The sequence below is a fragment of the Bacillota bacterium genome (assembly GCA_024655925.1).
Taxonomy (GTDB): domain Bacteria; phylum Bacillota; class DTU025; order DTU025; family JANLFS01; genus JANLFS01.
This window is the reverse complement of record JANLFS010000010.1, coordinates 39063-48958: the sequence shown is the minus strand read 5'-3', so window position 1 is coordinate 48958 and position 9896 is coordinate 39063. Positions and strand designations below refer to the sequence as shown.

Sequence of the window (9896 nt, the reverse complement as noted above, 5' to 3'; positions counted from 1 at the left end):
CCACCATCGCCTACTGCCTTTTACACCAGGATATGGACTCTACTGGATAGCCCGCCGACCATGTGGCCGACCATGGCGTTAGCCAGAGTCACCAGCCGCCTGGTGATTCCGCCCGTGTTCATGCACTCGCCCGCAAGGATGAAGAACGGAATCGCCATCAGTGGGAAGGAGTCCAGCCCAGCGAACATGCGGGTAGCCACGAGAGACAGTGGTACTCCCTGATAAACCAGAGCGGCGAGGGCACCGACACCGAGTGCGAGTACTATTGGGGCTCCAATAATGAGCAGTGCTGCGAACACTCCCAAGGATATTGCCATCATGGCCGGCGCACCTCACCCTCTCTGGCAATCCCGAACTCTTCGATATGAGGGGTCGAGTCTTCCCTGTTTTCGTATCTTGTTAACGAACATTTCGAATAAATATGCCAGGCTCAAAGCCGCCCCGATTGTCATGGGAGCGTACGCGATTCTCATCGGGAGGGGAAGACTGCTCCACCGCTGTCGGGCGATTATGGCCATGGACTGGTTCATCGCCCGGAGCACGTACACAAGGAACACAACTGTGCAGACTGCGACTATGCCATCTATGACCTTGCGGGCTTTCTCGGGCAGGCTCAGGTAGATTGCGTCCATACTCACATGCCCGTTCCTTGGCACTACGTACGCCGCCCCGAGGAAGGTCAGTGCAACGAAGAGGTATCTCGCCAATTCTTCCGCCCACGTGAGTGAGTTGTTGAGCACGTACCGGAAAACCACCGCCAAGAAGCACACGACGATTATGACAGAGTAGATCAGGACGAGAGCAGCTTTGTTCGCAGCCTTCACCATCCGAAAGAAGCCATCGAAGAGCCTGCCCATGCCGTTCACCTCCGCGATAGAACTCAAGCCCTAGGGCCTCTCGGGTTTTGGTCGAATTTCGCGATCCACTCCGCGTCCCACAGGGACGGAAAGCAGTTCGGGACGGGGGGGTGAGCCCGGATCGCATCCTCGTCCAGCCCAATTCCAAGGCCTGGCCCGGTTGGGATCTTGAAAGTCCCGTTTTCCACAGGGTTCCATCCGCAAACGAAGTCCGATCTCCATGCCACATCGAACTCGTGGAATGCTTCCTGCATGAAGAGGTTCGGAGTGCTTATGTCGATGTGGAGCGCTGCCTGCGCCGCCACCGGGCCGACAGAGGAATGCGGAGCGAAAAAAATGTCCTGCGCCTCGGCCATGGCCGCGACTTTCTTGGCCTGAGATATTCCGCCAATGTGGTCAATATCGAACTGCACCACCTCAGCGGCTCTCATGGAACAGAACCGGAAGAAATCCGACAGAGTGTAGAGCCTCTCTCCTGCAGCTATCCGCACCTTCGTCCTGTCCTTGACCTCTTTGAGAAGGTCCAAGCTATCTGGGGTGACCGGTTCCTCAAAGAATCCGATATTGGGGAATCTCTCGAGCTCCCGGGCGACCTCGATGGCCGAGTGCACGCTCAGCCGACCGTGACCTTCTATGAGTAACTCGGCCTCGGGGCCGACCGCGTCCGCCACTGCCGACACAATATCGATCGCCCGGTGCACATCACGTCTGTCGAGGTTCTTGAAAGCTGTCCCAAAAGGATCAAACTTCAGGGCAGTGTAACCCATCTCAACTACTGACTTGGCTCTTCTGGCGTACTCCGCCGGGTCAGCCTTCCCCCCATACCAACCGTTGGCGTAGGCGCGCACTGTCGGGTTCGCAACGCCCCCGAGGAGGTTGTAGAGCGGCTGGCCCAGGGCCTTTCCGATTATGTCCCAGCACCCTATCTCGATCCCGCTGATGGCGGTAAGGGCAACAGGTCCACCCTGATACTGATCGCGGATCATGGTCCGGCAGAGCTGTTCCACGTCGAAGGGGTTAGCACCGATGACGTATCTTTGCTCGAAGAACTCGTGGAGGACCCGCTGGGTCGCCTCTTCCTGCCACTCTAGAGAAGCCTCGGACACCCCTACGATCCCTTCGTCCGTGTGAAGCTTGAGGAACAGGTAGTTACGTAATCCTGCATTGCATAGGAACGATTCCAGCTTCGTAATCCGCACTGCTCTATGACCTCCGTCCAGAATCAAGCCTGCAAGGTGCGACGAACACGCTGCCTTGAATCTTCAACATGGTCTGCCATAAGCCGGCGGGCCTCCTCCGGCGACTGTTCTTCAATAGCGCGGAGAATGGCCTCGTGGGCCGCTATTCCTTGGTCCGCCCCGCTGGGTTCGGTCCACCCCCTGTAGATGACCTCCCCGAGCAGCTCAGCAATTGGCTGCAGTAAGAGGAGGAAGAGATCGTTTTGGGTGGAGCGGGCGAGGAGCCGGTGGTACTCGAGGTCCGCCCGGGTCCATCCCTGTGCGTCCTCCTGTTGCTCCTTCATTCTCTCCAGGGCGTCTCGCAGATGACACAAATCCTCAGGGGTCCTTCGAGCCGCCGCGAGCTCGGCTATGCGGCACTCCAGAACCTCTCTGATTTCGTAGAGAGCCTCGATGTGCGAAGGCTTCCCGCCTTGTTTGACTGTAAGGTAGAGCTTAATCGTATCCGAGACGGACTTCCTGCCCGGGCTCCTCACGACAGTGCCCTTACCTGGCTGGACATCTACGAGGCCTTTGGCTTTCAGAACTTTGAATGCCTCCCGTATCACCGTCCGGCTCACTCCGAAGGACTGTGCGAGCGAGTTCTCCGAAGGCAGCATGGTCCCGACCTCCAGGGACTGGTCGACTATGAGTCTTTGGATCCGGTCAGCCACCTCTTGAGAGAGGGTAACCCGGTCGAGCTTCCCACACATCCCGTCCAGCTCTGCTCTCATGCCTGCTCCACCCTTTCCAACAACCTCGGGCGGTACTTCCCCGTCGGGGCTGTTACCGGCGCTGTGATAATAAGCTGGTCATAACATCATACAGGTACAAGCTTCTGCAGCCGGACCCGGATTCCTGCTTTCCCAAACCCGGTATGTCCTGCCCATTATCACCAGCACTCTGTCAGGACTGCCCGATCCCACGGACGACGAAGATGAGCAGGCCTTCGGGACGAAGCGCCCGTTCGAGAATCTCCACTTCTGCTTTGTTCAGGTCCCCATAGATCATCAAACACTTCCCTGCATCTTGAACCCGGCGGAATTCCCCGAGCAGGTCTCCCGGTTTCGGCCCAAGGACGTCTATGCACACCTGCACACACCCCAAGGCTTCGATGGACACCACGTCGTCCAACACATGCAAGCCGGTGGAGTGCAGATGCATCAGAGACAGTCCGGGGGTGACCCCGGCGAGAATCCTGTCAAAAGGCAAAAAGAACCGACGGTACATGTCCGGCGAGAGTATCGCGGACACGTCTTCCTGGAAGTATATAGTCTTGCCTGGAGCCCACACCGCCATCGGTCCGCAGAAGTAGCCTCCGCCGTACTCCGGGATGACCTCAGTCTGCGCCTTCCAACTCTCGATGAACACCTCAGTACACGCCTCCGCCGCCTCCATAACCTGGCGAGGAGAATCGTACATGTCGTAGACAAAGTTCTGGGTGCCGCGCACGGCTGCCAATATGTCTCCGGTCCCGCGCATGAGAGTGGTTGCTACGGGGAAGCCTGGCCCTATGCCGTCGCGAAGCCTTGTCAGGTAATCGACTATTCCTCGGAACCACTGGTTCTGGCTATACTCCCTTATCCGGCCCACGTCTTCGAGCCGCTCGAGCCAGGGCTCCGCCCAGACCACTTTACTGTCTCGGGAGTAGTGGACCTCGCACCCGCACATTGCCTCAACCCACGGGAATGCCGTCATGGGCGTGGCGGGCAGCAAGAGATCTCCCTGGACGAACCCGTTCTCCCTGCAGAAATCGAGGTAGACACGTGCATGGTCCGCTGGATCGAACGAGAAAGGGCCCAGCACGCCGTCTGGCAGGCCAACGGAGAAGGAGTCCAGTGGGAACACCCATTTCTCGCGCAGTCCGATCAGGGCGCCGTCTGAGTTGGCATGGCGCCAAAATTCCTGCTGCCTACTCAGGCATCTGGCTACCACCGGGTCCTCCACTCCGCTCAACTCGTTTCAACTCCTTCCACCTGCCCCGTCTCGTTGGGGCGGGAATAGTCTCGGAAAACCTGCTCTCATTCGAGTTCCCGAACAGTCTCATAGAGAGCGACTACGTTCTCCAGTGGCACGTCGTCCGTTATCACATTGGACGGGGCGAGTATCAACCCGCCGTCCTGTCCGCACTCATCCACCCTCCTGAGCACCTCGTCCCGTACGTCCCTCGGTCTGCCCACGGTGAGCGTGCGCTGGAGCGACAGAGTTCCGTAGAGGATCAGATCAGCTCCGTACTTCTTCTTCATCTTCACAGGGTCCATACACTCCGGCTGGATCGGGTTGAGCATATCGATGCCTATCTCGATGAGATCAGGCACGATCGCCTCGATGTTCCCGTCGCTGTGCAGGAAGTAGTAGACCTCTTGCCGCCTAGTCGCCTCGATCAGTCTCTTCATCCTGGGCTTGAAGATCCTCCTCCACATGGCGGGGGAGATGAACATCGAGGTCTGGCTGCCGAGGTCTCCGAGGAGCTGGATAATGTCCGCCCCGGCGTCTATGTACGCCCGGATCTGTGCTACGAAGTAATCGAACAGCTGGTCCAACAGGCTTTCAACACCCTCGGGGTTGAGCACCAGGCTTTCTAGGAACTCCGCAAACCCCACGAGAATCCACCCCTGCCGGAAGAGGGTGCTCACCCCCGCAAGGACCGCGCAGTCCTTTCTCCACTCCCGGGCACAAGCTGCGGCAGCGGTGAACCTGCCTGGGGCGGAGAGATCCGGGATGCGCCCGGACACGTCAATCCTCAAGTCCCCTGCCGCCAGCTTGCCTGCGAGCGGATGGAGGGCATAGTGCCAGTTGGCGCCGTCCTCGTCCACCCCGATCCTGACTCCCCACTCATCCTCGAAAAGGCCGGGGCCCACAGGCACAACCGTGTAGCTCGCCTCATGCAGCCCTACTGCGTTGAGAGGAAAGAAATCAGCTCTCTCTCGGAACCCCGGGCCAGGCTCCATAACGATCGGCCGGAAATCGATGCCGAGCTGCCGCCTGAGGCTCTCGTCGTCCACGGTTCCGTAGTGGGCCTTTAATCTGTGCCAGGGCCCGGGGCCGAACCAACCGTCCACCGGAGGGCGGTCCGCCCGTTTTCGCGCCAGGGTCGTCAGGACTCTCTCTCGTGATGTCACTAGTTAACCACCTCACCCTATTTGACCAGCAGATTCGGCAGCCACATCACGATAGGTTCGACGTAGGTAATGAGGAACAGAAGGCCCACGAGCATGATGATAAATGGCCAGAGCTCCTTGAGGATCTGGTTGATGGTCAGCCCAGTGAGCCCGCTTAGTATAAATAGATTCATCCCATAAGGCGGAGTGAGTAGACCTATCATAGTGTTGAGGACGACTATGACTCCAAAATGGACCAAGTCGATCCCCATAGCGGTCACCGCAGGGAGGACCATCGGCACGAACACCAGAAGGATAGTGTTGATGTCCATAATCGCGCCAAGAATCAGGAAAACGATATTGAGCATGAAGAGGAGCCCGACGCGGGTATTGGTGACCGAGAGGAACATGGCGCCGACTCTCTGCGGCACCTGCTCCGCGGCCATGACCCAGCTGAACAGGTTGGCGGCTGCCACTATGGACATGATTATCCCGGCCGAAAGGAGCACCCGTACCGAGATCTCACCGAGTTTCCTCAGGTTCAGGTCCCCGTAGACTGCCCCGAGGCAGAGAGCGTAAAGCACTGCAACCGCGGCAGCCTCGGTGGGAGTGAAGACCCCGCCGTAGATCCCCCCCAGGAGGATGACCGGGGTGAGCAACGGGAGGACAGCGTTTCTCGTGGCTATCAACTTCTCTCTCCACGTCGACCTCTTCTCTGCGGCGTATCCCCGTTTTAGCGAGATGCAGTAGATGTATATCATCTGGGTGACTCCCATAAGCACCCCGGGGATCGCCCCTCCCAGAAAGAGCTTGCCCACGGATGCCCCAGCCACAACAGCGTAGACGACCATGGGGATGCTCGGGGGTATGATTGGCCCGATTGTGGAGGACGCCGCAGTCACTGCGGTGCTAAAAGGCATGCCGAACCCGCGCTTGTCCATCTCAGTCAAGCAAACATAGCCGATTCCGCAGGTGTCTGCGACTGCAGACCCTGACATCCCGGCGAAGATCATGGATGTGAAGACGTTCACATGCCCTATCCCGCCAGGGAACCGGCCCACAAGCTTGTTGGCGAAGTCAAAAAGCCGTCGCGTGACAGATGTGTTGTTCATGGCCTCAGCGGAGAGCATGAACAACGGCACCGCCAGCAACGTGAAACTCTCAAGGCCGGTGACCATCTTCTGCGCCACCACGGTCAGGGCGACTCCTGACGCGAGCGCGTACGCCCAGGACGCCACGATCATCGAGAACACGATGGGCATTCCCAGGGCTATGAGAGCTACAAGGCTGATCGTAAACACGGTAAGACCCATCAGGATGCCCTCCCTGCGTTCCGAGGACTGTCTTGCCTGCGATGCCCGAACCTGGAGCGAAGAGCTGTTACAGTGTCCTCGATAATGTGGAGGCAGACAAGGGTGAAACAGACTGGAGAGCTTATCAGGACCACGGCCCACGATACCCGAAGCCCGGGAGTCTTGAACTTCATCATCAGGTTGGCCAGCTTGAGGCCGGGGCCGAGAGAGGAGATTAGGCACACTAGGATGATAACGTTTAAGGCCAGACCTGTTATCCAAGCCAGGCGCGCCGGAAGACGGCTGGACACGATATCCATGCGCACGTGCGACCTACTGCTCTGAGCGTAGGCAGTCCCGATTGCCACCATCCAGATGAACAAGTATGAGGCCAATTCGTCGCTCCAGAAGATCGGGTGGTCCAGCACGTACCTGTAGAACACCTGGATTATGACGACGACGAAGACGGCAAAAACGAGGAGCCCGCCTAGGGCCTTCTCGATAGCCTGCAGTTTCTTGCCCATGTGACCACCCTCTCCCGTGAGGGTTCCCCGGGGACAACAGGTGTCCCCGGGGTCCCCGTGATTTCAGTGGCGGGTCCTGCCGGCCCGCTCCCCCGTGTCGTCCTGGTCCTACTTGATCGCTGATATCCTGTCGTAGATGTCTCCCCACTGCTTGGCGTACTTCGTCGAGAGATACTTAGCCCTCTCGCGGAAGGCGGCCTGATCCGGCTGGATCACGACGATGCCGCGGTCCTGGAACTGCTTGAGGATGGAGGCCTCGCCTTCAAGGTTGATGGTGTCGTTGACCTTCATCCCCTGAGCAAATGCCTCAAAGAGAGCAGGCTGGAACTCCTTTGGTACCTTGTTCAGGCTTGCAGCGTTGATGATCGGCATTGTATAGCTGACCATGTGCCCGGTGAGAACGAGGTACTTGGCGACCTCGTAGAACTTCATGTTGTCGATCTGCACAAGCGGGTTCTCAGTTCCATCCACGATCCCGGTCTTGAGGGCCATGTAGACGTCGTTGATAGGGATTGGGGTCCCGGTGGTGCCCAGAACGTTCGCGGTCTCCAGATACATGGCAGCCTGCGGGACTCGCAGTTTGATGCCTTTGAAGTCTTCAGGAGTCCGTGCAGGCTTATTGGCCAGCAGGGTTTGCCTCAGACCCAGGTACCAGATGCTGAGGATCCTTAGATTGGTCTTGGAGGCAAAGCCGTCCATGAGCTCCTTGGCTATGTCGCTCTCACGGAACTTGTTCACATGGTCAATGTCTCTGTAGAGGAACGGTGCTTCGATGGCCCCGATAGGCGGGTAGTACTCAGCCATCCAGGTGGCCCCAGCGTGGTAAATGTCGAGAGTCCCCTGGAGGAGAGCCATTGTCGAGTCTTGCTGTGTCCCCCAGGTGTTGGGGAAGAGCTGCAACGTGACCTGCCCGCCGGTGGCCTTGCTCAGGTAGTCGGCAGCGGCCACCATACCGGCGTGAACAGGTGACGTTGTAGGGAAATCGTAAGCCGCTTTCAAAACAACTGCTTTGGTACTGGCCATTGCGGTGCAACCGAGCAGGGCCACGAGAATCAGAGCTAACATGATCTGCCCTAGTCTTCTCATTTCGATCTCTCCTTCTGGTTCAGTTGGATTGTCTAGTGTAGGTTCGTTGACGCGTTAGCCTGTGCAAGAGTCCCTGCCACCACCTCCACGAAGTCCAGCGTTTCTGAACACCGACGCCGTCATGACGGTTCAACCCGCCCCCGCGCTGTCTCGTACATGGACAGGATGTTCTCGGGTGGGGTTCCCGGTTGAAGGTTGTGAGACGCACACAGAACGTACCCTCCGCCCCGACCCAGGACATCTACGGTCCTGGCCACAGCCTTCATTACATCGGACGGGGTCCCGGTGGGCAGCACGCGCTGATTGTCTATGGCCCCCCAAAAACAGAGTTCCTTGCCGAATTGCCTCTTAAGTGCCTCTATTTCCATACCCTCTGCGCTGACCTGAACCGGGTTGAGGATGTCCACCCCCGCGTCGACTAGGTCCCCCACGATGGGGAAGATCGCACCGCACGAGTGGAGCAGCACTCGGGCTCGGCTTCGCTCCTTGACGAACCGGAATAGCTTACGGTGAAAAGGCTTGACCACGGATCTATAGGCCTCGGGGCTAAATTGCAGGCTATGCTGTGTCCCCAGGTCGTCCCCGAAGAAGACCACATCTATCTGGTCCCCGATCCGCTTGAGTACCTCCCCGGCAACGCCCAGGTGGAACTCAGTTATGTGGTCCATTATGGACTGGATCAGCTCGGGCCTGAGGATCAAGTCCTCGTACCACCGGACATATCCGCGCATGAACTGGCTTATCTGTACCACCGCAGCACCAAGGTTGAAGACTCTGGCGGAGTCTATTCCTTCCAGGGTCCGGCACCTCTCCTCGATCGTCTCATAGATAGCTGGGTCCCGGTAGTCCGGCCACGGGAACTTCTCCACCTCACGGACTGTAAGGTCCTCTCGGTCGAGCGGACTTCCGACCATGTCGAAGTAGTAGCTGCCAGGGGGCTTCGCCCGGACCACCCCCCACATGTCCCTATAGGATCCGTCGGGGTACTCTTCACACATTGAGGCGCGGATAGGACCCATGAAAATGCCCCGAACGTCCACACCCAGGAATTGGAGAACGTCCTCGTCCGGAAGGACTGTCTGTTGCATCCTGTTGACGATCACTGGATCGATGGCCGGCAGCCCAATATACTCTCGGAGCACCCTATATGCCTGCTCATGAATGCCGGTCACAGGCGTGGCGCCCAGGTCCACGGGAATCCGGTCTGGATCCTCGTGAGAAAGGGCCAACATGACTCTATCTCGGTGTGTCAATTCAGGTGTCTCGCCTCCCGTTGCCTCGGAGCAGTCTATCTTCGGGGCCACTGGGCCCGAGCAGGAGGATTCCATCCCGATCATGAGGAATCTAGGGCGGCATGGCCGCGCCTATCCATCAGGCCGATAAGAGCGATCGCCAGGGCGCGAAGGAGGTACGGGACTGTGAAATCCAAAGGAATCTGCATCGAAGGCTACAGAGCGTTACCTTTCTCTCAGGTCGTCAGAGCAGGCGATCTCTTGTTCGTGTCCGGACAAACTGCCTATGACGGAGACACCGGCCGGGTAGAGGTGCAAGGGCTATCTGCCCAGGTAGAACTGGTGCTCGAACGCATCTCCGACATGCTGCGGCAGTGCGGCGGCAGCCTGGACGACGTAGTGAAGGTCAACGCCTTCCTCAAGAACCGGACGGACTTTGCGACGTTCAACTCTGTCTACGCTCGCTACTTCAAGACTGCCCCTCCTGCGCGAACTACCGTGGTAGTGGACTTCTGCGCAGACGTCCTTGTCGAAATCGAGGCAGTTGCCTGCGTGCCGCAGAGGTAACTAAGGCCCCCAAGCACATA

Annotated in this window: 11 protein-coding genes; 1 reads left to right on the top strand and 10 read right to left on the bottom strand. The window is 58.4% G+C overall.

Features of this window, described 5'->3' with window-relative positions; all coding sequences use genetic code 11:
* Positions 1-20: 20 nt before the first annotated feature.
* The 10 genes from NUW23_02835 to NUW23_02790 form a co-directional block, all read right to left on the bottom strand.
* A complete protein-coding gene (locus tag NUW23_02835) occupies positions 21-320 on the bottom strand; it encodes a TRAP transporter large permease subunit (protein ID MCR4425114.1) in 300 nt (99 codons plus the stop codon).
* A gap of 12 nt (positions 321-332) precedes the next feature.
* A complete protein-coding gene (locus tag NUW23_02830; protein MCR4425113.1) occupies positions 333-884 on the bottom strand; it encodes a TRAP transporter small permease in 552 nt (183 codons plus the stop codon).
* On the bottom strand, positions 881-2056 hold the full coding sequence (locus tag NUW23_02825) for a mandelate racemase/muconate lactonizing enzyme family protein (protein ID MCR4425112.1): 1176 nt from the start codon (positions 2054-2056) through the stop codon (positions 881-883). The genes NUW23_02830 and NUW23_02825 overlap by 4 nt, the downstream gene beginning before the upstream one ends.
* A 23-nt stretch (positions 2057-2079) precedes the next feature.
* Positions 2080-2808, bottom strand: a complete 729-nt coding sequence (locus NUW23_02820) for a FadR family transcriptional regulator (protein MCR4425111.1) — start codon at positions 2806-2808, stop codon at positions 2080-2082.
* 172 nt (positions 2809-2980) lie between these two features.
* The gene (locus NUW23_02815) at positions 2981-4021 is read right to left on the bottom strand and encodes a hypothetical protein (protein MCR4425110.1); all 1041 of its coding nucleotides are present in this window, start codon (positions 4019-4021) and stop codon (positions 2981-2983) included.
* 74 nt (positions 4022-4095) lie between these two features.
* Positions 4096-5196, bottom strand: coding sequence for a hypothetical protein (locus tag NUW23_02810; GenBank protein MCR4425109.1), 1101 nt, complete (start codon positions 5194-5196; stop codon positions 4096-4098).
* A gap of 17 nt (positions 5197-5213) precedes the next feature.
* Positions 5214-6488, bottom strand: a complete 1275-nt coding sequence (locus NUW23_02805) for a TRAP transporter large permease (GenBank protein ID MCR4425108.1) — start codon at positions 6486-6488, stop codon at positions 5214-5216.
* On the bottom strand, positions 6488-6991 hold the full coding sequence (locus tag NUW23_02800; protein ID MCR4425107.1) for a TRAP transporter small permease: 504 nt from the start codon (positions 6989-6991) through the stop codon (positions 6488-6490). Before NUW23_02800 ends, NUW23_02805 begins: the two co-directional genes overlap by 1 nt.
* Before the next feature lie 108 nt (positions 6992-7099).
* A complete protein-coding gene (locus tag NUW23_02795; protein MCR4425106.1) occupies positions 7100-8077 on the bottom strand; it encodes a DctP family TRAP transporter solute-binding subunit in 978 nt (325 codons plus the stop codon).
* 119 nt (positions 8078-8196) lie between these two features.
* On the bottom strand, positions 8197-9330 hold the full coding sequence (locus NUW23_02790) for a hypothetical protein (GenBank protein MCR4425105.1): 1134 nt from the start codon (positions 9328-9330) through the stop codon (positions 8197-8199).
* 165 nt (positions 9331-9495) lie between these two features.
* Here NUW23_02790 and NUW23_02785 point away from each other — a divergent pair, with 165 nt between their 5' ends.
* Positions 9496-9876 carry a RidA family protein gene (locus NUW23_02785; GenBank protein MCR4425104.1) on the top strand — a complete coding sequence of 127 codons (381 nt, stop codon included), beginning with the start codon at positions 9496-9498 and terminating at the stop codon, positions 9874-9876.
* Positions 9877-9896 lie beyond the last annotated feature (20 nt).